This window comes from Fictibacillus sp. 5RED26, from assembly GCF_015903895.1.
Classification (GTDB): Bacteria; Bacillota; Bacilli; order Bacillales; family Fictibacillaceae; genus Fictibacillus; species Fictibacillus phosphorivorans.
This window is the reverse complement of record NZ_JACZDU010000010.1, coordinates 38289-61569: the sequence shown is the minus strand read 5'-3', so window position 1 is coordinate 61569 and position 23281 is coordinate 38289. Positions and strand designations below refer to the sequence as shown.

Below are 23281 nucleotides of genomic sequence, written 5' to 3'. Positions count from 1 at the left end.
GCTAAAGTCATGAAGAAGTTATTCGTATTAATGAAACCTTATTTATTGCTGTCCATAGGTGTTATTTTACTCTCAGCAACTCCGTCTTTATTTGCTGGAGAGAACACTTTGAAATTCAGCCTGTTTCGTTACGGACAGACTGTTATTGAAACAATTGTCCAACTAACCAAACCACATACGTTAACTCTTTACACACAAACACAAACACTCGCCTTTCCTAAAATGCCCGAAAACCGCTCAGTAGAGTTTCTGGATCAGATCACTGAAAGACCATTATTTCCAGAGGTTTGGAGTATTGTCATCTATACTGCGGGACTCATCATAGCTAGTTTTACTATCGCTATCATTATGGCTATAGTACTTGGATGGATGACAGAACTGCTTCCTTCCATCTTTAAGAAAGTACTTCTAAAATGCTGCAGCTTACTAGAATCGATGCCAGATTTGTTCTTTGTTTTTTGCATACAGCTATTCGTTGTTTGGATTTATAAGCAAACTGGGTGGCTTGCCGCAAATCCTTTTACATCCAGCAAAGAACCTGCTCTTTTGATTCCGCTTGCAACACTCAGTATTGTACCTGGTATCTATTTATTTAGAATGATGCTATTACTTTCAGAGACAGAGGTGGATAAGGATTATATCACCTTTGCTCGTTCAAAAGGGATCAGTAAATCCGCTATAATTTTGAAACATCTTTTAAGTAACACCATCTCTGAACTCAGTACACACTTCCCCATCATCATGCTTCTTTTATTCAGCCAGATGGTCGTTTTGGAATACCTGTTTAATATGAATGGTGTTATTCAAATTCTATTAAGTGAACAGCCTTATGAAACGAAGGCTATGCTTTTACTGCTGATCGTCACTCCGTTATTTGCAGCAGTTAAAGGTTTACAAAAAGTGATCTTCAAGAGGAGGTATATTCATGCTGAGTAAAATTCCTCTTTTCTTTACAGGTCTCTTTTTGCTTCTGTTCATTTTGGCTGCAAGTATTGTCATTCCGCTCGCATTTTCTGAACCTGAAGTAAACCAATTTCGATACTCTGATTCCTTAAAAAAGTTGGACATTCCGCCTTATAGTCCTTCTAAAGAGAATTGGCTTGGTACAGATCGTATTGGAAAGGATTTATTTTATATCTTAGTTGACGGTGCCAAATATACGATTCTTTTTGCCTGTATCATTACGTTAGCAAGAATCTTAATTTCTGTTATTTTGGGATTGTTTTTTAAACGCTTGTTTAATAGCAGCTGGTTCAGCGGTCTGATCCAAAGCTTCCAATACGTTCCACCATCCCTTATTGTACTGCTGACTTTGTCGCCTTTTCTTTTTTACGAATTAAGAAATGAATCTGTGCTCTCAACTTCAGAAACATTATTTCTTCAGTTGCTTGTTCTTATTGCAGTTGGTGTTCTGCCGCTCGGAAAAATCATCGCTGAAACGACTGAACTGTTATCGAGGACGGATTATGTTATCTGTGCCAAACTCATGGGTGCTTCTTCCTTTCAAATCACAGCAAAACATATTTTTCCCCATTTATGGCCGAGACTGTTTGTTTTAGTCGGCCGCCAATTTGCACAAGTTCTAACGTTAATGCTTCACTTAGCAATCTATCATCTTTTTATTGGCGGTGTGCAAATCACTTCCGGTCAAGAGCATGACCAATTCAACCATTATGCATCGGTTTCTAATGAATGGACTGGATTAATCTCTGCTTATCACAATGAACTAATGCTAGAGCCATTTATCGTTATGGTTCCTGTAACCGCTTTTGCCCTTTTGGTGCTTTGCATTAACATCATGACGAAAGATTTAGAACAGCATTTTAAGAATCGATCTTTGTCTAAATAAAATGGCTGTTTTTGTATTCATTGTTGCTTTTGAGAGTAGTTGATCTCCGTTTTAAATTGATCACTTTTCGCGGGGCAGGCGGTGCCATGGTACGTTTCACTTTCAAGTGTCATACCTGCCCAGCTGTCCTAGAACGATTTTGGCGAAACAAGTCTAGTATGGAAAATTAAACAACAAAAACCGCTCTCTCAATTAAGGAGAACGGTTTTTCTTTAGTTACCAGCGCCTCTATACTTTGTCACTCCAACGTTCCATAACGTTACAGCGACCAAGAAAAACACGATTCCAACAACCGGTGTTAAGAACGCATACGTATACCACTCTTCACGTTCTAAGAAATAGGAAGATGGATATACACCGACAAACGCGAACGGAAGGATCCACGTTAACACATACTTGATCACTTTGTTGTAGATATCAACTGGATATCTTCCGTAGTTTCCGATGTTGTACATCATCGGCATTATATCTGTTCTCGAATCAGACCAGAACCCGATCGTTGCAAGAGCAATGAAAATACCTGCATACACGAGTGCTCCGCCTATTACTAACAGAATGAAGATGAACGGATCGTACCAGCTGATCTCTAGACCCAGCTTATCACCTGCATAGAACATGACCACTAATCCTGTAACTACACCGAACAGTGATTCTAACTCCATTCGTTCAAGTACAATTTGAAAAAGACTGTGAACGGGTCTTGTTAAGATACGATCCATCTCGCCTTTTACAATATATCTGTCTGTAAAATCCCAGATATTAAAGAAAGAAGCAAAGATCGAGAATGGAACTAAGAAGAATCCGTAAATAAAGATCATCTCATCCTTACTCCATCCGGCAAGAAGATTCGTATGGCCGAATACGACTAGGATAAAAACTAAATTTACCGCTTGAAATAATAGATCTGAAAAGATTTCGACGATCATATCAGCACGATACGTAAGCCTTGTTTTTAAATATTGTCCGACGTATTGAAAAAAGATTGAAATATACTCCATCTGCTTCTAACCCCCTTGAACCACAAGCTGACGCTTCGCCAAAATCCATAGCCCATACACCGGAATGATAAGGAGTAGCGACCATATTGCTTGGTTAAGAAGGGCTTCATAGATCTGTGAGCCTTTAAACCCTTCAGTAAAAATCATACTCGGGATATAGCTGATCCCTTGAAACGGCAAGTAGCTCATCACGTTCTGAGCCCACATCGGATAGAAACTTAACGGTAAGATAAGTCCAGAAAACAAATCGATCACGACACGTTTTGCCCGAATCAAGCCATCATTATTAAATAAGAAGAAAGTTGCGATTCCAGCTAACAGATTGATCTGTGTGTTAATGATAAAGCTGAACGTGATCGATAGGAAAAATAACAACCATGTACTTGCGTTCGTGGATAATTCAATAGGAAACACGAGCGCTACGATGATCATTCCAGGAACAGAGAAGAATAAAAGCCTGAAGATTCCTTCGCCTAAGCCTTGCATCATCTTCATGTTTAAATACGGATAAGGACGGACCATCTCAACGGCCACTTTTCCTTCTTTAATTTCCATCGCAATCTCTCGGTCGATGTTGTTAAAATAAAAGGCTCTTGCCATCCACGCAACAGCTATATACGTTGTCATCTGAGTGATAGAAAGACCTTGTATGTTTTCTTTTCCTCCATAGATGGCACTCCATAGAAAGTAATAAGCTCCTATATTAATGCTATAAATGAGTATTCCACTGTAATAGTTCGTTCGGTATGCAAGCATCATTAAAAAACGGATGCGAATCATCTCGATATACTTACCCATGACGAACAGCACCTTCAACATAAATATTTCGGATGATCTCTTCTGTTGAGATCTCAAGAATCTTCAAGTCAGCAATCTTTTTAGCCGCAGTCACTTTTCCGATCACACCTGAAATCACGGTCTCGTCAGCATCAACCGAAGCAACCCATACTAGGTCACTCTCGCCTTTTTCCCAAACCACAAGATGTTCTTGTGTAAGATGCTGCAACTCTTCCACCGTTGCTTTTTCACTAAACTGAAACTGAATCTGTTTTCCTTCTGCCCAATTTTCACGAAGCTCTTTTAGTGGTCCATCATAAATAATTTTTCCTTCATCAAGCATAACCACTCGTTCACAAAGCGCTTCAATATCTGAAAGGTCATGCGTTGTTAAAAGAATCGTCGTACCGTATTTCTCGTTAATTCTCTTTAGAAACTCACGAATTTTTAACTTTACGAGCACATCAAGTCCGATTGTCGGCTCGTCCAGAAACAATAGCGGCGGATTATGAATAAGAGCTGCAGCTAATTCACAGCGCATGCGTTGTCCGAGTGAAAGTTTGCGGACAGGCTTGTCGAGCAACGGTCCGATATCAAGTGTCTCGATCACATCTTTCATATGCTCTTCATACTGTTGATCCGGCACATTGTAGATCTTCTTTAATAATCTGAAAGACTCTTGAACAGCTATATCCCACCATAACTGCGATCTTTGGCCAAAGACAACACCGATCGTTTTTACGAACTTCTCTCGTTCCTTATGCGGATTCATACCGTTAACAACAATTTTTCCGTCAGTCGGGGTGAGGATCCCCGTCAGCATTTTAATGGAAGTCGACTTACCTGCACCGTTCTCTCCGATATAACCGACCATCTCTCCTTTTTTTATCGTAAAAGAGATGTCGTCCACTGCTGTCTTGATCGTATAGTTTCGTGTAAAAAGATCACGAAACGCCCCCTTCAGACCTGATCGGCTGGAGAAGGATTTAAATTCTTTTTTTAAACCTTGTACATCTATAATGTTCTGCATAGAAATGCCTCCGTATTTTATAGGTATTAGACTCTTTTTAAAAGATTGCTGCTTGACGTTTGTAGCATCTTTCTTCAATCACAAGTTGATTGGAGCGCAAGGTGCGAGACTCTCGGCTAGGACAGGCGGGCAGCCCATAAAGTGGAAGTGGCTCGTTCAGCCCCGACAAGCAAAAGGTGAATGGGTTTGAAGGCGCATTTTGCCTTCTTAGCCATTTAACTTTTGACCTCGAGGGGCTAGCCACTGCAACTAGACAGGTGAGACACTTAAGAGTGAAACGTTCGAATGTGGCTCATCGCCTGCCCCGCGGAAAGCGAGCATCCTGGAGCGGAAATCAACCACTTTCAAGAGCAACCATTTTTCCAATTTCATGCAAGAGAAACTCAAGGCACTCGATAAGTTTACTCCAATCACATTCATAAACTCAAATAGTTGAGACTGCTTTGTTATAGTTTTCCATACCTGTTCCTCGCGCTTATTCATGCTACAATATGAATTGAACTTAACTGACGTATCGTTTACAGGAGGTATTTATAGATGAATCATACGAAATCTGAAGCTCTATATGATGAAGCGCTTCTACATATTGTTGGCGGTGTTAACAGTCCGTCCCGATCATTTAAAGCAGTTGGCGGTGGTGCACCTGTATTTATGGAACGCGCACAAGGCGCATATTTTTGGGATGAAGACGGCAATCAGTACATCGATTATCTAGCTGCTTATGGTCCTATTATTACCGGACATGCTCATCCTCATATCACAAAGGCAATCGTGACAGCCGCACAAAACGGTGTTCTTTACGGAGCGCCTACTTCTCTTGAAGTAAAATTCGCGAAGATGTTAAAAGAAGCGATGCCTGCCATGGATAAAGTTCGTTTCGTAAACTCTGGTACAGAAGCGGTCATGACAACAATCCGCGTTGCTCGTGCTTATACCGGCCGCGATAAGATCATCAAGTTCGCTGGCTGCTATCATGGCCATTCTGATTTAGTTTTAGTTGCAGCTGGCTCTGGTCCTTCGACTCTAGGTACTCCCGATTCAGCTGGTGTTCCAAAATCTATCGCGCAAGAAGTGATCACCGTTCCATTTAATGATGTTGACGCTTATCGTGAGGCGATGGATAAATGGGGTGACCAGATCGCTGCAGTTTTAGTGGAACCGATCGTTGGAAACTTTGGGATCGTCGAACCGAAAGAAGGCTTTTTGCAAGCTGTTAACGATATCACCCATGAGCATGGCGCACTTGTAATCTATGATGAAGTGATTACAGCTTTCCGTTTCATGTATGGAGGCGCACAAGATCTTCTTGGTGTTAAACCAGACATGACAGCGCTCGGAAAGATTATCGGCGGCGGACTGCCGATCGGCGCATACGGCGGTAAACAAGAGATCATGGAAAAAGTAGCACCACTCGGACCTGCATATCAAGCTGGAACGATGGCAGGAAACCCAGCATCGATTTCAGCGGGTATCGCTTGTTTAGAAGTTTTAAAAGAAGAAGGCGTTTACGAGGAAATGGACCGCTTGGGTGCTATTCTTGAAAAAGGTTTGCTTGAACAAGCTGAGAAACATGGTGTTTCCGTAACGATTAACCGCTTAAAAGGTGCTTTAACACTTTATTTTTCAGATGAAAAGATCGAGAACTATGTACAAGCAGAAGCAACAGATGGTGAGATTTTCGGAAGATACTTCAAACACATGCTACATGAAGGGATCAACCTTGCTCCATCCAAATATGAAGCGATGTTCTTAACAACAGCGCACACCGAAGAAGACGTTCGCGCAACGATCGAAGCAGCTGGGAGAGCATTCAGCTCCCTATAAGTTTTATAGAAATATGAAAGAATCCGTCATGGTACGGATTCTTTTTTTGATTTAAGGGAAAACCTGTAATAGAGCGTATTTGTTTTTCATAAGGTATATAGGTCTGTTACTTTTCACAATTTGTTAACAGATATTTACTTGATTAAAAGGTCGAAACAGTTTATAGTGTTTGAGATTATTAACATTTTTTATGAGAAAGGAATTATTGCAGTTATGAAACTAGGAGCCCGAATGATTAAAACGGGTTTAGCCATTTCTTTATCGATCTACTTAGCGATGTTGTTTCAATTGGATCAGCCGGTCTATGCCGCGATTGCCGCTACATTTGCGATCCAGCCATCCATCTATAGATCGTATCAAACCATTTTAGAACAAGTTCAAGGTAACTTGGTGGGTGCCATTTTTGCTATTATCTTTGTAATTTTACTAGGAAACAACCCATTTGTTATCGGATTCGTTGTCGTACTTGTCATTGCAGCGAACTTAAAAATGAAGATTGAGAAAACGATTCCGTTATCCATCGTTACCGTGATTGTGATCATGGAGAGCCATACGGAAAACTTTATCGGTTTTGCGATCGACCGTTTCTTATTGATCATGCTCGGCGTATTATCAGCGTTCTTAGTTAACCTGGTATTCATGCCACCTAAATACGAAACGAAACTGTACTATAAAATTTCCGATCACACGGACGAAATCATAAAATGGATTCGCATGATTACCCGTCATGCTACAGAACATAGTGCCATTAAAGAAGATCTGACTCATCTCAAAGAAAACCGCTTTAAGATGGATCAATATTACTTATTGTATAAAGAAGAACGTACGTATTTTAGAAGCAATAAGTACACCAAAACACGTAAACTGGTTCTTTACCGCCAGATGATACAAACGACAAACAAAGCACTAGAACTGTTGAAGAGTCTTCACCGCCATGAAAACGAATTGAACAACATGCCTGAACCTCTTCAAGAGCTGATCCAATTAAAACTTGATGGCTTGACCAACTTCCACGAACAGATGCTGTTGAAGTACACAGACAAGATCCGTGCACAGCATACGCTTGATATGGATGATGCTATCAATAAAAAAGCACTCATGAAATGCATCATGAGCTATTACAAAAATCCAGAGAACGAAGATTGGATCGAACTATTCCCCGTTTTCGCTCTAATCATAGATTACGCGGACCAATTGGAACACTTGAACACACTGGTAGAAAGCTTTAAGAACTACCACCAGGAAGACAGTGAAGTGCAGTTGGACCAGCGGTTTGAGGACTAACATGTATTGGAAGCCAACCCTTTTTTGAGGGTTGGTTTTTTTGTTTGTTTGTGGGCAGCGAATTGTTGTGTACACCAGTCTATAGCGGACATTACTCGGTACGCCTCTGTCGAAATATGTCTAGGATTGTAGACTCGTGGATAAACCACTAAAACTTTAGGATTCGAGTATAAAACTCGTGGATTAAACACTATTTCTTGTGGATTCATAGGTGAAATTTGTGGATTGAACTGATTTTAAATGTGATATTAGGTATCTTGGTCTTTGAGCTAAACGTAAGAATGCGGCAAAATGGAGTTCCATGATCCTAACTAAAATTGTAGGAGGCGCTTCATTTGAAAAAAGAAAAAAAAGCACCTATTTTTATTACCAAATTATCTAAATTGGTCAAAAGAATTCCACCCAATCATTTTAAGAAACAAGAATTTCAAGATTTGTTGCGGAATCATTCATCCGGCTTTAAAGGCGAGCAGTCACTCGAATACTTTTATCGTTATCTGCCCAAGGATATTCTTTACTTACATGGTCTTCGAATATTAGACGATGAATATTTTTTTCAAATGGACACTCTTCTCATTACTCCAAGTTTCATTACAATCCTTGAGATCAAATATATGGCTGGCCATCTTTATTTTGAAGACCAATTCTTTCAATTCATTCGAACTCATGCAGGAAAAGAAGAGGCATTTCCAAATCCGATTGATCAAGTTTCTCGCCAAAAAATTCATCTTACTAGGGTATTAGAACAACACAAAATGAATTTCTTACCTATTGAGACACTTGTGGTTATGACACATCCCGCAGGAATTATTGAAGCGGCACCAGGTTATAAAAAAGCTAATGAGATAGTCATTAAGAGTTCGAGTTTACAACAAAAGTACGAAAGTCTAATACAGAAATATACAGAAACTATGATTACTCAAAAACAGGTTAAAAAACTTGCAAGACTTCTCCTTAAGTTAAGCTCCTCGTACGATCCAGATATTTGTGAACTTTTCCAAGTAAATAAAAATGAGCTCTCAAAAGGGGTATTTTGTCCAACTTGTCCTCACTCCATCATGAACTATGCTTGGGGGAAATGGCATTGTTCTACTTGTAATACTTCTTCAAAAACTGCGCACATTGAAGCTCTTCAAGATTACGCACTATTAATATCAAATCATATTTCTAACTATGAGTTTGCATGGTATTTAAATTTACAATCTAGCAGCCAAGCTTACCACCTTCTTCGTTCATTAAATCTACCCTCAACTGGTACAAATCGAACAAGACTCTACAACCTAACCCCCCTACTAGAAAAAACCACATAAAAAAGAAGCTCAGCCTAAGCCAAGCTTCCTCACATTCAACTAATCGCTAACTCTTCATTCGTGGATCTAGTGCATCACGCAGGCCGTCACCCATCAGGTTGAATCCGAGTACCGTGAGCATAATCGCTAAGCCTGGGAACAATACGGTCCATGGCGCTTGAATGATAAAGTCTTTTGAATCCGCGAGCATCTTACCCCACTCTGGAGTTGGTGGCTGTGCACCCATTCCTAGGAATCCAAGAGCTGCTGCTTCAATGATCGCCGTTGCGATGGCAAGTGTTCCTTGAACGATAATTGGAGCGAGACTGTTCGGTAGGATATGATGAATCAGAATCCTGAAGTCGCTCATTCCGACCGCTCGAGCTGCTGTAATGTATTCCTCTTCTTTTACACTAAGCACCCTTGAGCGCAACAAGCGTCCAAACGTTGGAATGTTTATTATCGCGATCGCGATCAACGCATTTTTTAGAGAAGGTCCAAGTACAGACACAACTGCAATAGCAAGTAAAATACTTGGAAACGCCAGTAAAATATCAAAAATACGGGAAATGATGCCATCGACCCATCTTCCATAATATCCTGCAATAATGCCAAGCAAGGAACCTACGATAACGGAGCCAGCTACCGAGAAAAATCCTACCCAAAGCGAGATGCGAGCACCATGAATGACACGGCTTAAAATATCACGGCCGAATTCATCCGTTCCAAACCAATGTTCAGCAGATGGAGCGATGTGTTTATCTTTTAGCTCAACTTCACTATAGCTGTAAGGTGCAATCAGGTCCGCGAAAATCGCAATCAAGATAAATAGCGATACGATCGATAGACCGACAAGAGCGATCTTATTCTTTTTGAAGCTTCTCCAAGCATCTTTCCAAGGAGAGATTACTTTGTCTTCCACAGGTTCCACTGGCATATGCTGTGGCTGCGGAACTACGGGAGGTGTTGATCTTGTGAGTTCTGACATTCTAATCCCTCCTACTTGAATTTAATTCTCGGGTCAATTGCTGCGTACAGCAAATCAACGAGTAGATTGATTAATACGAAAATCGTTGCGACTACTAAAATACCAGATTGGATAACCGGATAATCACGATACGAGATCGCATCATAGATGTATGTACCAATGCCCGGCCATCCGAAAATCGTCTCAGTCAGAATCGCACCGCCCAATAGCAGTCCCGTCTGAAGACCGATAACCGTTACTACTGGGATTAACGCGTTTTTCAATGAATGCTTGTATACGACCCAAAACATTTTCATCCCTTTAGCACGAGCCGTTCGGATGTAGTCTGAGCGCATAACTTCAAGCATGCTTGAGCGAGTCATACGCGCGATAATTGCCATCGGTATCGTAGCTAGTGCAGCTCCTGGCAAGATGAGATGTTTGACTACCTCAGCAAACTGATCCATTCTTCCTTGGATCAATGTGTCGATCAAATACAGATGCGTGATCGGATCAACCGGGACACGAATGTTGTCTCTTCCTGTAGTCGGTAGAAGATCAAAGTGAATAGAGAAAACATATTGCTCCATCAATCCAAGCCAGAAGATCGGCATAGAAACACCAACTAGCGCAAGAACCATAGCCGTATAATCGAACCAAGAGTTTTGAAACCACGCGGAAATGATACCTGCGTTAACTCCAATCACGATTGCAATAACCATCGCAACTAAAGCAAGTTCAATGGTAGCTGCTAGATACGGCCACACTTCTTCTGCGATCGGAACGTTCGTTTTTAATGAAACTCCTAGGTCTCCTGTAAAAAGACCTGTCAAATAATCAATAAATTGCGTGTACCACGGTTGGTCTAATCCAAGTCGCTGAGTTAATGCAGCAACAGCTTCCTTTGTGGCCTGTTGCCCTAAAATTAATTGTGCTGGATTACCCGGGATAGCGCGAATCATCATGAACACGATAAATGTCATCCCTAAAAGTACAGGAACGAGCGTTGCTAACCGTCTGATCGTATAGGCAAACATAGGGTCACCTCTTTCTTAAGAAGAATTACAAGTATGTTAGGTTACGAGTTGTGATTCTTGAAAGGCGTTGCTTTCCACTCCAGGATGCTCGCTTTCCGGGGGGCGTGCGGTGAGCCTTTTAGCGCTAGGCGCTATTAAGAGTCTCACCTGTCCCGCTGATCCCCCAGGAGTCTCGCACCTTACTTTCCAATCAACGTATCAAAGGGGTTATGAAAGACTACCTTTTAGAGAATCATTTTCCAAAAAAAGAGGAGCAGGCTATTTTAGGCCATACTCCCCGCCATACATTATTCGAAAGATACGTCCGCGAAAGATTGAGAACCTGTAGGATGTGGAACGAATCCTTTAATCTTGCTTGCTCCAGCTAACTGAGGCTTAGAGTGAACAAGTGGTACCCATGGAGCATCTTCATGGATGATTACTTGTGCTTGTTTGTAAAGCTCTTCACGCTTCGCTTCGTCAGCCGTTGTTTGAGCTTCAACTAAAAGCTTATGAACGTCTTCGTTCGCATAACGAGAGTAGTTGTTAGAGTCGATCGTGTCTTTATCAAGAAGCGTATAAAGGAAGTTATCCGCATCTCCATTGTCACCTGTCCAACCTAACATGAACATTGGTGCTTCACCTTTTTGAACTTTCTCAAGGTAAGTACCCCACTCAAATGTTACGATGTTCGCTTTAATATTCACTTTTGCAAGTTTCGCTTGAATCGCTTCAGCTACTTTTTGACCATTTGGCATATATGGACGTGCTACAGGCATTGCCCAAAGATCCATTTCGAATCCTTTTTCCATACCTGCTTTTGCCAAAAGTTCTTTTGCTTTTGCTTCGTCATACTCACGATCTTGAATCTCATCGTTGTATCCAGCGATTGAAGGAGGCATTGGGTTTTTAGCCGGCTCAGCTGTTCCTTCATAGAAGTTGTCGATGATCGCTTGCTTGTCGATCAAGTGGCTGATCGCCTGACGTACTTCTTTTTTATCAAATGGTGCTTTTTCAACGTTAAATCCTAGGTAACCAACATTCATAGATGGACGTTCGAACAACTGAAGCTTCCCATTGTCTGAAACTTTTTTCATATCAGATGGATTAAGAGCATCCATTAAGTCGATTTCGCCTTTTGTTAGTGCATTCAAACGAGAAGAGTTATCTTTGATTACTTTAAACGTTACGCCATCAAGTTTCGGCATATCTTTTACCCAATAGTCAGCATTCTTTTCAAGAACGATCGTATCGTTTGGCTTCCAGCTCTTGAATTTGAAAGGACCTGTACCAACTGGCTCTTTGCTTAGCTTGTCGCCGTCTAATGACTTAGGACTCGCGATTGCGAACGGGCTCATGGCTACGTTCTTTAAGAATGGAGCTTGTGGCTTGTTCAACGTAATAACTACTTTGTTCTCACCATCTGCTTTTACATCTTTAATGACGTGGCCTTCGTCACCTTCAAACCCACCAAACATAGATCCGTAGTATGCGAATTTCTCACCATCTTTACTTTGTGCCCAGCGGTCAAAGTTCTTTACAACTGCATCAGCGTTGAACTTCTCACCATCGTGGAACTTAACACCTTCTTCAAGCTCGAATGTATACGTCAAGCCATCTTCAGAGATCTCCCATTTCTTTGCAAGACCAGGAACGATATCTGTGTTATCTTTTCCGTAGTTTACTAGTGGCTCATAGATTTGCTCTGTTACGATGAATGATTCACCGTCAGTAACAACTGCTGGATCAAGTGCTACAGAATCTCCGCCACGACCGTAGATCATGACATTGTTCGGATCGACTTTTTCGTCGTCTCCTCCACTGCTGCTATCTCCTCCTGATGAACACCCTGCCAACGCAAGAGATAAAGCGAGCATTAAAGCAAATAAAGTTAATAAACTTTTCTTCATCTTCTTTCCCCCAGTTCTCATTTTAGTTATGCCTTTGTTTATATGTACGTGTCTGCCGTTATTCGTAAAGGTGGCAGGCAGCGTAGTGGCCTTCAGCAACTTCTTTTAAAACAGGCTTTACGGTTCCACAATGATCCATCGCTGCAGGGCAACGTGTATGGAACGGACAACCAGCAGGCGGATTCGATGGACTCGGAACATCTCCTTGCAGGATGACACGGTCCTTTCGATGCTCTACATCTGGTATAGGAACAGCTGATAAAAGAGCTTGTGTATATGGATGTTTTGGATCATCATAAAGCTTTTCACTATCAGCAAGCTCTACGATATGACCCAAATACATAACTCCCACTCGGTCACTGATATGGCGGACTACGCCAAGGTCATGCGCGATAAACAAATACGTAAGATCGAACTCTTTTTGAAGATCTTGTAAAAGGTTTAATACTTGAGATTGAATGGAAACATCCAGTGCAGATACCGGCTCGTCCGCGATAATGAGCTTCGGATTCACGGCAAGTGCTCGTGCGATTCCGATACGCTGTCTTTGTCCTCCTGAAAATTGGTGAGGATATCGCTTTGCGTGCCAGCTTGAGAGTCCTACCACTTCAAGCAGTTCTTTTACTCGTCTTTTTCGTTCCGCTTTATCTTTTACACCATGAACGATTAGTGGCTCTTCTAAAATTTTCTCAACCGTATGACGCGGGTTCAGGGAAGCAAAAGGATCTTGAAACACCATCTGCATCTCGCGGCGTTTCTTCCTCATCTCACTCGAGGATAATTTCGTTATATCCTCGCCTTCAAAGTAGATCTTTCCTTCAGTAGGTTCTAAAAGTCTTAGGAGCATGCGTCCTGTCGTGGACTTACCGCACCCGCTCTCTCCTACGAGGCCGAGTGTCTCCCCTTTTTTTATGTAAAAAGAGATTCCGTCTACTGCCTTTACTTCGCCAACGGTCTTGCTCAATAGTCCGCCTTTAATCGGAAAGTGCATCTTTAAATTTTCAACTTTAACTAATGGCTGTGTCTGACTCATGCAGATTCACTCCTTTCCCGTCCTCGTAAAGCCAGCATCTGACTTGATGACTGCCTTCTTGAGTTTTAAGATGAGGAGTTTCAGTTATACACCTTGTTCCTGCATGCTCACAACGTGGTGCGAACGAACAACCCGTTTTGACAGAACCGGGTTTCGGTACGTTTCCTGGTATAGAGTATAGACGGCCAACCTTCTCCCTCATGTCTGGTACGGACTTGATCAACCCTACCGTATAAGGATGCTTCGGATCTTGGAAGATGGTTTTCACTTCACCTTCTTCGACCACTTTTCCAGCGTACATTACAACAACGCGCTCACACATCTCAGCAACTACACCAAGATCATGCGTAATCATCATGATGGCGGTGTCTGTTTCTTTGTTTAGTCGTTTCATCAGATCTAAAATCTGGGCTTGAATCGTAACATCCAAAGCGGTAGTAGGCTCGTCCGCTATCAGAAGTTTAGGGTCACAGATCATGGCCATGGCGATCATGACACGCTGACGCATACCTCCTGATAATTGATGAGGATATTCTTTTACAAGCTCTTCTGCCCGTGGAAGCCCCACTAGCTTAAGCATCTCAACGGCTTTGCCCATCGCTTCTTTTTTGGACCATTTTCTATGTATGCGTAGTGATTCAATAAGCTGCTCACCGATTGTTATAACCGGGTTCAAGCTTGTCATCGGCTCCTGAAAAATCATTCCGATTTCATTGCCTCTAATTTGCCGCATCCTTCTTTCTGGTGCTGAAGCAATATTTTCACCTTTAAAGAGAATCTCTCCTTCAATTTTCCCAGGCGGTGTAGGTACTAGTCCCATTACGGATAGTGACGTCACACTTTTACCGCAGCCCGATTCTCCTACGATACCAAGCACTTCACCAGGATTGACGTGGAAATCAACACCATCCACAGCAGGGATTGCGCCATCGTCTGTAAGGAAAGAAGTTCTTAAGTTCTTCACTTCTAGAACTGGATTTCCCATGAGATCTCACTCCTTTCTCTAAGCTGCCAAATTTCCTAGAATATTACTTCTCTGTTGAGAATTATGACACTACTCTGACAATTTGACAATATTTAATTTTCAGAATAGTCGACAAATATGTCTTATGTTGTAGTTCTTTCGTATGATTTTCATGTGCCTTTGAAACTACAATCCCGTTTAAAAGCTATAAAAAAGACCAGCATCTCTGCTGGTCTCGTCTAAAATTAACTTAGTTGTTGAACCATGAATAGGTCATAATAGGCGCCTTGTTTTTCCATCAATTTCTTATGGTTACCGATTTCTACGATCCTGCCGTGATCGATCACGATGATTCGATCCGCATGCGTTATAGTGGAAAGTCGGTGGGCCACAATGAACGTTGTTCGATCTTTTGCAAGTTTTTCTAAAGCTTCTTGAATTAAATGTTCACTCTCAAGGTCGAGTGCAGAAGTTGCTTCATCAAGAATAAGGAGCGGTGGATTTTTTAAAAAGACACGAGATATAGCCACTCGCTGCTTCTGACCGCCAGATAATTTGACTCCACGTTCCCCGATCTTGGTATCATAACCCTCCGGAAGGCTCATTATGAATTCATGTGCATTAGCCGCTTTAGCAGCCGCAATCATGTCTTCATCTGAAGCCTCTGGATTACCCATAAGAATATTCGCGCGAACAGATTCACTAAAAAGAATATTATCTTGAAGAACCATACCGATATTATCTCTTAGTGTTCGCACTTTAAAATCGCGGATATCCGTTCCATCGAGCTTGATGCTTCCTTCTGATACGTCATAAAAGCGTGGAATCAAGCTGATCAACGAAGATTTACCTCCGCCACTCATTCCCACAAGAGCAATCGTTTCACCTGCTTCAACCGATAAGGAAACATTATGTAACACATCCGCTTCTTCCTCGTTGTAAGTGAATGATACATTTTCAAAATCAAGCTTTCCTTTTACCGATGTTAAGGGTTTCGCCTGAGGAGAGTCTTCAATATCATAGGACTCATCTAAAAACTCAAACATCCGGTCCATAGACGCGATCGATTGTGTCAGTGTTGTAGATGAATTCACTAGTCGTCTAAGTGGATTATATAGTCTATCCATATACGCTACAAAAGCAACTAAAGCCCCAATTGTAATGTTTCCTTGAATGCCTTGATACGCTGCAAACCCAATAACAAGAAGCGGCGCGATATCTGTTACAGTATTTACGACCGAGAATGTCTTTGCGTTCCATTTTGTGTGATCCATTGCACGGTCTAAGAAGTTGCGGTTTCGTTTATCAAACTGAACCTGCTCGTGATCTTCGAGTGCAAAACTGCGGATGACTGACATACCTTGAACGCGTTCATGCAGATGGCCTTGCACTTCAGCCAGAGCCTGCGAACGATCTTTCGTTAATTGACGAAGTCGAGCATAGAAAAATTTTACCGAAAACCCGTAAACCGGAAGCATGGATAAGGCTACGATCGTTAGCCAGAAATCCATAGAGAACATGATGGCCGCTGCAATAATTATCGTCGCCATATCTAGCCATACATTCATAAGACCGGTAATGACAAACGTTTTTGTTTGCTCAACGTCATGGATGACTCTTGAAATAATTTCGCCTGATTTATTGTTCGAATAAAAACGCAGACTCAAGCGTTGGATATGATCAAACATCTTATCACGAATGTCATATAAAACCTTTGTTCCTACCCATTGTGCATAATATTGTCTCCAGTATTCGATTGGTGGTCGAAGCACAACAAATATGAGTGCAGCTCCGCCCATGAGCCAGTAAAGTTTGTTTAACTTTTCATCTACCGGCAATGAGACTTGAATGATATCATCCACTACATATTTTAAAATCAGTGGTGTTAGCAACGGGATACCAAACTTGGCTAACCCGATTAAAATTGTCCAAAAGATTTGCCACTTGTATGGTTTTACAAATTTCAAATAACGTTTAATACTATCCATTTCATTTCACCATTCTTTCTTTCATAAAAAGAAAACTTGGCAAAGCGCCAAGTTAACCAAAGATAAAAAAAGGATAACCTGTTGACTCTTCAACAGGTTTTCCTTTTTATCGGAATTCTAAATATCTTTCGTACCATTGTTCCACAAATCCAGGTTCAAACGGCCCCTTTTTTTGTGTGACCATCAAGATTAACTCTTGAAGGTTCTTCTTAATAATCGTATCGAGCTGACTCGGATACCTCATCATTCTTTTATGCAGCTCATATTCATCTTCATCCAATAAGATATAAGTGCCATCTGGAAATACTTTTATATCAAGATCATAATCAATATACTTCAATGCTTCCTTGTCCCACATGAATGGTGAGCCTAGGTTGCAGTAGTAATAAATCCCGTCTTCTCGTATCATTCCGATCACGTTAAACCATTGCTTCGCGTTAAAGTAGCAAATGGCCGGTTCCCTCGTGCGCCATTGACGCCCGTCAGATTCAGTAACAAGAATCCGGTCGTTACCACAAATCACCTGACTAGGAGTCCCTTTCAAAATAACCGTATCTTCCCAGTTTCTATGAAGATAACCGTTATGCTTATAGCTTTGGATATTGATTATACTTCCGGTTGCAGGAAAACTCATCTCTCTCTCCTTTCTGCCCGAGTTCCGGAAGCTAATGTTACCTATTGAATTGTTAATTCTCCTTCCTCTTTAACCAATTGTCGGTAATTCACCAGCTCCATTAATAAACCTCGTTCTTCATTTTTTTCGATGTTTTTATTCCCGATCATTACTTTCTTTCATAACACACGCTTTTTTTCTCTTCTTTATTATATCGTTTTAAGAATAGTTTGGAAATGTACTTGTCCCTGTTTTTTTCATAAAAGCGCCTTTTTTCAAATAATTCCACTCGTCACTAGTATTCCCATCGGTCATGTTTAGAAAACGTATGTAATTCTTGTGAATGTCAGATAAAAAATGAAGAGGAACCAAAAAATGCTCCCTAGTGATTAGGGAGCATTCCTGGATAGAGGTTATTTTTGTTGTTGGTTTTTACCTTGTTGAGACTGTTGGTTTTGTTGGCGAACTTCTTGAGCGTTAGTTTCGCTAGCAAATTCAGTCCCGTAAGATTGACCAGCTTGTTGTTGTTGAGCGTTTTGTTGCTTTTGACGAGCTTGTTGTTGTTGTTGTTTTTGTTGTTTGTCCATGTTTTTCACCTCCACGAAATATAATTTACCCGGTGTAGTCCTTTTTTATAAGCACTTTTTTTATTAGATATTTCCAGTATTAAAACATTGAGATATAGGGGATAAATGAATGAATAACTAAATCTTGATAAAAGGAGGGACAACTCATGTATGTAGGAAGAGATATGACGGAATTGAGTATGACGAGTAAGACCGATTGGAAGGATGCGGAACTCGCATATTTTCACCACTCTTTGCAGCAGGTGGCTCCTTATTTAAACGAAGAAGGAACTAGCATGCACCGCGAGATCATTAAGGAGATTGAAGCAAGAGGCGGAATGAAACGAGATGAAGCCGATTGGACGCATGGGACTGAGGTTAAATACGATTGATATCCTGATTGACTGGGAATCGCTTATAAACCCTGGGAATCGCTCATAAACCCTGGGAATCGCTCATAAACCCTGGGAATCGCTCATAAACCCTGGGAATCGCTCATAAACCCTGGGAATCGCTCATAAACCCTGGGAATCGCTCATCCAGCAAGCCTACCAGCTGCTGGACGAGCACAAACAAACAAACAAGCCCCTGCACACTGCAGGGGCTTATTTTTCCTTCATATCCTTTAAAAGTTACTATAAGACTGTCCGCCATCCACGTTCAGCGTACTTCCAACGACCCATGATGACTTTTTGGAAGCTAAAAACACTACAACGTTGGCTACTTCTTCTACCGTCCCAAATCGGCCAGCAGAAATATGTTCCTCTACAAACGAATTGATTTTGTCTGGATCTTGTTCCAATCTTTTTTTCCAATTTCCTGTTTCATGCAAGATCGATCCAGGGGCGACGCCATTTACTCGAATCCCCTTCTTGATCATCTCGTCACCAAATGACTTTGTGAAGGAAATCATGGCTGCCTTGCTTGCATTGTACGTAGGCTTACCACCAGATTCCCGGCCAAAAATAGATGAAATATTAATAATAGCTCCACCGTCTGATTTCCCGCTCATGATCGCTGCCGCTCTTTTACTCAGATCAACAGCTGAAAGAAAATTCAGATGCATCGCTTCTTCAAACTGCTCGATGCTTGTCTCCATAACAGAAGATCCATTGCTTCCACCTGCATTGTTAACCAAAACATCTATCGTTCCAAACTTTGTAACGAACTCATTCATCACTTCTTCACGATCATCGGCATTCGTTACATCACCTTGAAAAATTTCGATCCCGTCTTTTTGAGCAGCTTCCAGATCAGCCAAGTTACGACCGACGATTCCTACTTTTGCACCTTCTTCTAAAAAGGCATAAGCAATACCTTGACCGATCCCTTTAGATCCACCTGTAACAAGCACAACTTTTCCTTCAAGATCTAAGTTCATACAATTAATGCCTCCTTTATAAGCCGAATGATTTTTTGATGAGAGACAGGAAATGGATATGTTTCAAGCTCGTCTACACTGACCCATTTCCAATCCGCCGGCAGCTGTTCTAGATTATCTTCACTTTCGATTTTTCCCTGCCATATTTGAATTTCCCATTTTAAGTGAGAAAAAACATGCTCAATGTATCCTGCTTTATCTTCTACAAATGCTCCCAAATTCGTCTGTTCTTGTACATATCCAACCAACGCATTTATTTCTGCGTCTTTGTGCTCCCCCACATACTCGGTGTTCGGAAATTCCCACATGTTAGCAAGCAAGCCTTCTGATGGTCTTTTGTGAATAAGAATTTTTCCATTACTATTCACTAGCACACCTGCAGTCATCTTAGCTGTTCTTACTTTTGTTTTTCCTAACTTTACAGGAAGTTCAGCTTGTCTTCCACTCTCAAACCCTTTGCATAATTCTCGCATCGGACATAATAAGCAAGCTGGTGATTTGGGTGTACAAATCAATGCACCTAGCTCCATTAATGCTTGATTAAAAGAAGACGGATCTTCATGTGAGATCAGTTCCCTCACTGCTTTTTCAAAGAGTATACGCGTTTTTGGTTTACTGATGTCTTCTTCAATCAATAGAATTCGTGATAAAACACGCATAACATTACCATCAACGGCAGGTTCTGGAATACCGTACGCAATACTTAGAACCGCGCCTGCTGTATATGGGCCAACTCCCTTTAATCCAGCGATCTCTTTTGGCGTATTCGGTACTTTTCCTCCATAAGATTCGCATACTTCTCTTACTGCGGTTTGTAAGTTTCGAACTCGGGAATAATAACCTAGACCCTCCCATGCTTTTAAGACTTTTTCTTCATCCGCATAAGCGAGGTCCTGAAGCGTTGGGAACAGTTGAGTAAAACGTTCGAAATAAGGAATAACCGTATCTACTCTTGTTTGCTGAAGCATAATCTCAGAGACCCAAACACGATAGGGGTCTTGATTTTCTCTCCAAGGCAATGTTCGTTTGTTCTCGTTATACCAAGTTAACAAATGGTCTTGAAATTGTTTCACATATGAATCATTGAGGGAAAATATACTATTACTTGTTGTGTTCAATTTACAGATCTTCCTTTGTATTAAGCTTTTCAAACGCCCAGCAATGGACTTTTTCAAGTCCTCCTGTTACACATTCATTAAGTAATGAAAAAACAGGATGCTGAAGTGTAGTTCGATTTTTTTTAATCGTATCATATGATTCTTGATCATTAACTTGGAAACATTCAACATATAGGGAAGGCTGATCTGCTGCCCTATACCATTGAATATCAGAAGCTCCATAAGCTTTAAGTTCTTGAATCACAGAAACCATTTGAGACTCATAATATTGAATGGAATCCGGACTTACTTTATACTCCATAAAAACTGTTAACATATTATTTCACTCCATTCCTACATAGGAGGTGATCGCCTTGGATACAGGCACACATATTGTAATGGGGCTCGGGTTAGGTGGATTAGCGATGCTGGACCCTGCAATTGCAAATGATCCAGTGACCTCCCAAGCCATTCTTGCTGGGACACTAATCGGTTCCCAAGCACCCGACTTTGACACAGTACTTAAACTTAAAAATAATGCGGTATACATCCGAAACCATAGAGGGCTTACACATTCATTGCCTGCTCTTGTGATCTGGCCGCTGCTTTTATTTGGGGCTATCTCATTATTTGTTCCTGAAGCTGATAACGGAAAGCTTTTGTTATGGACAGCGATCGCAGTTTTCCTTCATGTATTCGTTGATATCTTTAATGCTTACGGCACACAGGCACTGTACCCTGTTTCAAAGAAATGGATCGCACTAGGTGTCATCAGTATCTTTGATCCCTTTATCTTTTTCTTGCATATAGGAGGTTTGTTGCTCTGGTATGTTGGTGTTGATCCAGGATACACGTTCCTAACGGTATATATCATACTTATCGTTTATTACATCATTCGAATCATGTCCAGGCAGCGAGTAAATAAGATTGTGCTGAAAAAGATTCCAGAAGCTGAAGAGATTTATGCTAGCCCTACGATTCGTTGGGGACAATACCATCTTGCCATTAAATCGAAGCATGAATTCTTTGTAGCCGGTTTGAAAAATGGAAAAGTTACGGTTTGGGATACGTTTGATCGTCTAGCTGTTCCAAAAACGAAATTGATCGATGCAGCGAAAAAAGATAAAAATATATCTGCCTTTCTTTCCTTTTCTCCTGTACACAGGTGGGAAGTCGAGAAAAACGATCACGGGCACCTCGTTCAATTTATTGATCTTCGATATAGAAGTAAAGGACACTATCCTTTTGTCGCGATGGTACAGTTAGATGAAAACTTGAACATCATTACTTCTTTTACAGGCTGGGTTTATTCTGAAGACCGCTTAAAAAAGAAGATGGAATTCTCTCCACTCGACCTCATCAACAATAATGAATAGGAAGAAGACGGGCTTATTGAATAGGCCCGTCTTTTTTTACAAATCGCTGAAATTTAGGATTGTTTGAAAAATACTCATGAAGCTTATGGCCATATGAAGTAATCAATTGGGTTACCATCTTCTCAGTAACCTCTTGTCCTTCATACTCCCATCCCGCTTTCGCTCGAGTAGACTCAAAATCTTCCCATAATCCTTCCACCCATTCCCTTGCTTCTTGATTTGTAAGGGCTGGGTTCTTTTCTTGCAGTAATTTCGCCAATCTGTCAAAACGCTCTTCCATTATTCTCCCTCCTTAACCAATTTTTAAAGAAACCCCCGTCACATAAAGGGTTCTCTCACGTTTCATACTAGTTGAGAACCGATAATAAGGAGGTAATCACATGCGCAATAAATCGAAAAACTTCCCTAATCGGATCTCCTTCTCAGGTGAGCCGAGATCAAAAGAAGAATTCTCTTCTAAACGGCCAGATGGATCCATTCGTGACCATCCGCAGGAACGAATGTTTTTGTCCAATCAACACCGAGATGATCAGTAACTCTTGCGGTTATGAATTTCATTCTGGGGGGTGAATCAGTTGAACAAGAAAGACTACTTCTCATCAACGCGATTTAACGGTAAATATTCTGACCCCTTTCACTCACCGCGTGCCAATTCGAAGCATGCGTACAACCAAGTGAACGGGGAGACCCAGCAAGCATTAAATAACTATGTGCTTGAAATTCAAACACGTAAGCGTTCATAGTGACGAATAAAGGAGCGGTCCTGTACCGCTTCTTTATTTTGTTCACGGTGTTTTAAGTGGTTGATCTCCGTTCCAGGTGCTCGCTTTCCGGGGGGCGTGCGGTGAGCCACCTCGTCGCCTTGCGACCTTAGGTGTCTCACCTGTCCCGCTGATCCCCCAGGAGTCTCGCACCTTACACTCCATTCAACTGCAAAGAAGCTTTGAACAAAAAACAAAGAAAAGAGCCTTCAAAAATTATTCAAGAACTGAAATCGGCAACGCTTCGAGTGCACTTTGTTTATTTTTGTAACCCCAGGCAAAAATACCATTTAGGTACAGCACAGAAAAAGTCGATCCCGGGTCCCCTTGAATTCCGTACTCTTTCCCGCTTTCGATCGTTGACGGGTCCATCAGATAGCATTTACCCATCGCGATCTTGCGTTCATAAACAGCGTACTCACTTACCATACCCATTTGTTCTGCTTTTTGTGCTTTTGCTCGAAGGGAAGCAATTTCGCCTTTAATTTCAACTTCTGTCATCTCGCTGAATCTTTTTTCCATTTGATTACTTCCTTTCTTTTCTGTACCCTATATATG

Annotated in this window: 25 protein-coding genes; 9 read left to right on the top strand and 16 right to left on the bottom strand. The window is 41.3% G+C overall.

The window, feature by feature from the left end; translation table 11 throughout:
• Nucleotides 1–9 precede the first annotated feature (9 nt).
• Both IHV10_RS20740 and IHV10_RS20735 read left to right on the top strand, forming a co-directional pair.
• Nucleotides 10–936: an ABC transporter permease subunit gene (locus IHV10_RS20740; protein WP_197134103.1), complete on the top strand. Its 927-nt coding sequence runs from the start codon at nucleotides 10–12 to the stop codon at nucleotides 934–936.
• Nucleotides 926–1849 carry an ABC transporter permease gene (locus IHV10_RS20735; RefSeq protein ID WP_197134101.1) on the top strand — a complete coding sequence of 308 codons (924 nt, stop codon included), beginning with the start codon at nucleotides 926–928 and terminating at the stop codon, nucleotides 1847–1849. Before IHV10_RS20740 ends, IHV10_RS20735 begins: the two co-directional genes overlap by 11 nt.
• Before the next feature lie 212 nt (nucleotides 1850–2061).
• Here the strand turns inward: IHV10_RS20735 and IHV10_RS20730 are convergent, their stop codons facing one another.
• Genes IHV10_RS20730 through IHV10_RS20720 form a run of 3 tightly spaced genes read right to left on the bottom strand, consistent with a single transcriptional unit; the run spans nucleotide 2062 to nucleotide 4654 of the window.
• A complete protein-coding gene (locus IHV10_RS20730) occupies nucleotides 2062–2847 on the bottom strand; it encodes an ABC transporter permease (RefSeq protein ID WP_197134098.1) in 786 nt (261 codons plus the stop codon).
• Between the two features lie 6 nt (nucleotides 2848–2853).
• A complete protein-coding gene (locus tag IHV10_RS20725; RefSeq protein ID WP_144703842.1) occupies nucleotides 2854–3645 on the bottom strand; it encodes an ABC transporter permease in 792 nt (263 codons plus the stop codon).
• The gene (locus IHV10_RS20720; RefSeq protein ID WP_197134095.1) at nucleotides 3638–4654 is read right to left on the bottom strand and encodes an ABC transporter ATP-binding protein; all 1017 of its coding nucleotides are present in this window, start codon (nucleotides 4652–4654) and stop codon (nucleotides 3638–3640) included. Before IHV10_RS20720 ends, IHV10_RS20725 begins: the two co-directional genes overlap by 8 nt.
• Nucleotides 4655–5191: 537 nt before the next feature.
• Here IHV10_RS20720 and IHV10_RS20715 point away from each other — a divergent pair.
• The 3 genes from IHV10_RS20715 (at nucleotide 5192) to IHV10_RS20705 (ending at nucleotide 9072) form a co-directional block, all read left to right on the top strand.
• A complete protein-coding gene (locus IHV10_RS20715; RefSeq protein ID WP_197134079.1) occupies nucleotides 5192–6478 on the top strand; it encodes a glutamate-1-semialdehyde 2,1-aminomutase in 1287 nt (428 codons plus the stop codon).
• Nucleotides 6479–6691: 213 nt separating this feature from the next.
• A complete protein-coding gene (locus tag IHV10_RS20710) occupies nucleotides 6692–7762 on the top strand; it encodes an FUSC family protein (RefSeq protein WP_197134076.1) in 1071 nt (356 codons plus the stop codon).
• Nucleotides 7763–8097: 335 nt separating this feature from the next.
• Complete coding sequence (locus IHV10_RS20705; protein ID WP_197134073.1) at nucleotides 8098–9072, top strand: nuclease-related domain-containing protein; 975 nt, start codon at nucleotides 8098–8100, stop codon at nucleotides 9070–9072.
• 46 nt (nucleotides 9073–9118) lie between these two features.
• Here IHV10_RS20705 and IHV10_RS20700 read toward each other — a convergent pair whose 3' ends face one another.
• The 8 genes from IHV10_RS20700 to IHV10_RS20665 all read right to left on the bottom strand — a co-directional run bounded on the left by IHV10_RS20700 (nucleotide 9119) and on the right by IHV10_RS20665 (nucleotide 18129).
• Complete coding sequence (locus tag IHV10_RS20700) at nucleotides 9119–10039, bottom strand: ABC transporter permease (RefSeq protein WP_197134071.1); 921 nt, start codon at nucleotides 10037–10039, stop codon at nucleotides 9119–9121.
• 11 nt (nucleotides 10040–10050) lie between these two features.
• On the bottom strand, nucleotides 10051–11055 hold the full coding sequence (locus IHV10_RS20695) for an ABC transporter permease (protein ID WP_197134068.1): 1005 nt from the start codon (nucleotides 11053–11055) through the stop codon (nucleotides 10051–10053).
• 287 nt (nucleotides 11056–11342) lie between these two features.
• Nucleotides 11343–12944 carry an ABC transporter substrate-binding protein gene (locus IHV10_RS20690; RefSeq protein WP_197134065.1) on the bottom strand — a complete coding sequence of 534 codons (1602 nt, stop codon included), beginning with the start codon at nucleotides 12942–12944 and terminating at the stop codon, nucleotides 11343–11345.
• Between the two features lie 58 nt (nucleotides 12945–13002).
• On the bottom strand, nucleotides 13003–13977 hold the full coding sequence (locus IHV10_RS20685) for an ABC transporter ATP-binding protein (protein ID WP_197134062.1): 975 nt from the start codon (nucleotides 13975–13977) through the stop codon (nucleotides 13003–13005).
• Entirely contained in the window at nucleotides 13952–14962 is a 1011-nt protein-coding gene (locus IHV10_RS20680) for an ABC transporter ATP-binding protein (RefSeq protein ID WP_197134059.1), read from the bottom strand. The genes IHV10_RS20685 and IHV10_RS20680 overlap by 26 nt, the downstream gene beginning before the upstream one ends.
• Before the next feature lie 224 nt (nucleotides 14963–15186).
• On the bottom strand, nucleotides 15187–16929 hold the full coding sequence (locus IHV10_RS20675) for an ABC transporter ATP-binding protein (protein ID WP_197134056.1): 1743 nt from the start codon (nucleotides 16927–16929) through the stop codon (nucleotides 15187–15189).
• Between the two features lie 106 nt (nucleotides 16930–17035).
• Nucleotides 17036–17563 carry a nucleoside tri-diphosphate phosphatase gene (gene ntdP, locus IHV10_RS20670; RefSeq protein WP_066242704.1) on the bottom strand — a complete coding sequence of 176 codons (528 nt, stop codon included), beginning with the start codon at nucleotides 17561–17563 and terminating at the stop codon, nucleotides 17036–17038.
• A gap of 392 nt (nucleotides 17564–17955) precedes the next feature.
• A complete protein-coding gene (locus IHV10_RS20665) occupies nucleotides 17956–18129 on the bottom strand; it encodes a gamma-type small acid-soluble spore protein (RefSeq protein ID WP_082861254.1) in 174 nt (57 codons plus the stop codon).
• Nucleotides 18130–18275: 146 nt separating this feature from the next.
• Between IHV10_RS20665 and IHV10_RS20660 the strand changes: the two genes are divergently transcribed.
• The gene (locus tag IHV10_RS20660; protein WP_153238266.1) at nucleotides 18276–18500 is read left to right on the top strand and encodes a hypothetical protein; all 225 of its coding nucleotides are present in this window, start codon (nucleotides 18276–18278) and stop codon (nucleotides 18498–18500) included.
• A gap of 233 nt (nucleotides 18501–18733) precedes the next feature.
• Here the strand turns inward: IHV10_RS20660 and IHV10_RS20655 are convergent, their stop codons facing one another.
• Genes IHV10_RS20655 through IHV10_RS20645 form a run of 3 tightly spaced genes read right to left on the bottom strand, consistent with a single transcriptional unit; the run spans nucleotide 18734 to nucleotide 20923 of the window.
• Nucleotides 18734–19489, bottom strand: coding sequence for an SDR family NAD(P)-dependent oxidoreductase (locus IHV10_RS20655; RefSeq protein ID WP_197134053.1), 756 nt, complete (start codon nucleotides 19487–19489; stop codon nucleotides 18734–18736).
• Nucleotides 19486–20607: an A/G-specific adenine glycosylase gene (gene mutY / locus IHV10_RS20650; RefSeq protein ID WP_197134050.1), complete on the bottom strand. Its 1122-nt coding sequence runs from the start codon at nucleotides 20605–20607 to the stop codon at nucleotides 19486–19488. Before mutY ends, IHV10_RS20655 begins: the two co-directional genes overlap by 4 nt.
• A gap of 1 nt (nucleotide 20608) precedes the next feature.
• Entirely contained in the window at nucleotides 20609–20923 is a 315-nt protein-coding gene (locus IHV10_RS20645; protein ID WP_197134047.1) for a hypothetical protein, read from the bottom strand.
• 37 nt (nucleotides 20924–20960) lie between these two features.
• On the opposite strand from IHV10_RS20645, the gene IHV10_RS20640 reads away from it, so the two are divergent.
• The gene (locus IHV10_RS20640) at nucleotides 20961–21962 is read left to right on the top strand and encodes a metal-dependent hydrolase (protein ID WP_197134044.1); all 1002 of its coding nucleotides are present in this window, start codon (nucleotides 20961–20963) and stop codon (nucleotides 21960–21962) included.
• A 13-nt stretch (nucleotides 21963–21975) separates the two neighbouring features.
• On the opposite strand, the gene IHV10_RS20635 is transcribed toward IHV10_RS20640, so the two are convergent.
• On the bottom strand, nucleotides 21976–22242 hold the full coding sequence (locus IHV10_RS20635; RefSeq protein WP_197134041.1) for a YfhJ family protein: 267 nt from the start codon (nucleotides 22240–22242) through the stop codon (nucleotides 21976–21978).
• A gap of 100 nt (nucleotides 22243–22342) precedes the next feature.
• On the opposite strand from IHV10_RS20635, the gene sspK reads away from it, so the two are divergent.
• Complete coding sequence (gene sspK / locus IHV10_RS20630) at nucleotides 22343–22498, top strand: small, acid-soluble spore protein K (protein ID WP_066242730.1); 156 nt, start codon at nucleotides 22343–22345, stop codon at nucleotides 22496–22498.
• A gap of 39 nt (nucleotides 22499–22537) precedes the next feature.
• The gene (locus tag IHV10_RS20625) at nucleotides 22538–22705 is read left to right on the top strand and encodes a YpzG family protein (RefSeq protein ID WP_077364736.1); all 168 of its coding nucleotides are present in this window, start codon (nucleotides 22538–22540) and stop codon (nucleotides 22703–22705) included.
• Nucleotides 22706–22939: 234 nt separating this feature from the next.
• On the opposite strand, the gene IHV10_RS20620 is transcribed toward IHV10_RS20625, so the two are convergent.
• Nucleotides 22940–23245 (bottom strand): YfhH family protein, encoded by a 306-nt coding sequence (locus IHV10_RS20620; RefSeq protein WP_137791576.1) that lies wholly within the window; start codon nucleotides 23243–23245, stop codon nucleotides 22940–22942.
• Nucleotides 23246–23281 lie beyond the last annotated feature (36 nt).